The 812-nt window shown below is 76.8% G+C and carries 1 protein-coding gene; it reads right to left on the bottom strand.

Annotation, left to right across the window (positions count from 1 at the left end):
* Positions 1 to 812: tetratricopeptide repeat protein (locus D7Y13_RS41870; protein WP_120631073.1), on the bottom strand; the 812-nt coding region annotated here is incomplete at both ends.

An 812-nucleotide genomic window follows, 5' to 3' on the forward strand; every position in this document is an offset into this window, starting at 1 on the left:
GTATAAGAGACAGGGGTCGGCCCGGGCCACGCGCTCCGCGTTGACGCGGGCCTGCACGTAGCGGGGCGACAGCCGGGTGGCGGCGGCATACGCGGCGCGGGCCTCCTCCAGGCGTCCCAGGCGCTCGCAGGCGACGCCCAGGTTGTTCTGCACGTAGGCCACGTGGGGCAGGAGGGCCGCGGCCTGGGTGAGGACCTCCACGGCGCGGGCGTTGTCGCTGGCGCGCAGGTAGGCGAACCCCAGGTTGTTGAGCGCATGGCCGTGCTCCGGATCCAGGTGCACCGCCTGCTGGAAGCGCAGGATGGCGGGGCCCAGCTCGTTGGCGCCCAGGTGGGCGCGGCCGAGCACCTGGTACACCTCCGCGTCCTCGGGGTTGCGCAGGAGGGCCTCCTCGCCCACGGGGACCGCGTCGGCGAAGCGACCCTGCGCCACCAGCAGCCGCGCCTGCTGCACCAGGGCCCCCGCTTCGGTGGGCTCCGCCTGGGCCAGCCGGGCGTAGGCGTCCAGGGCCAGCCCCGTGTCCCCGGCCAGCCGGGCGGTGCGCGCGAGCTGCGCCAGGGTGTCGGTGTCGCCCGGGTCGTCATGGAGCGCGCGGCGCAGCTCGGTCACGGCGCCGGACAGGTCGCCCAGCTCACGGAGGCCCTGGGCGCGGGCCACGTGGTCCACGCGGCGGGCGTGCACGTGCGGCAGCGCCAGGAGGTCGCCCTGGACAGGGGCCTCCACCGGGGCGGCCTCGTTCGGGTCGAACAGGCGCGGCGCGGTCGCGAGCGAAGGCTCCCCGGCGTGCGGCTCGGGTGGCGGGGGGGGCGCCT

This window comes from Corallococcus praedator, from assembly GCF_003612125.1.
GTDB lineage: Bacteria > Myxococcota > Myxococcia > Myxococcales > Myxococcaceae > Corallococcus > Corallococcus praedator.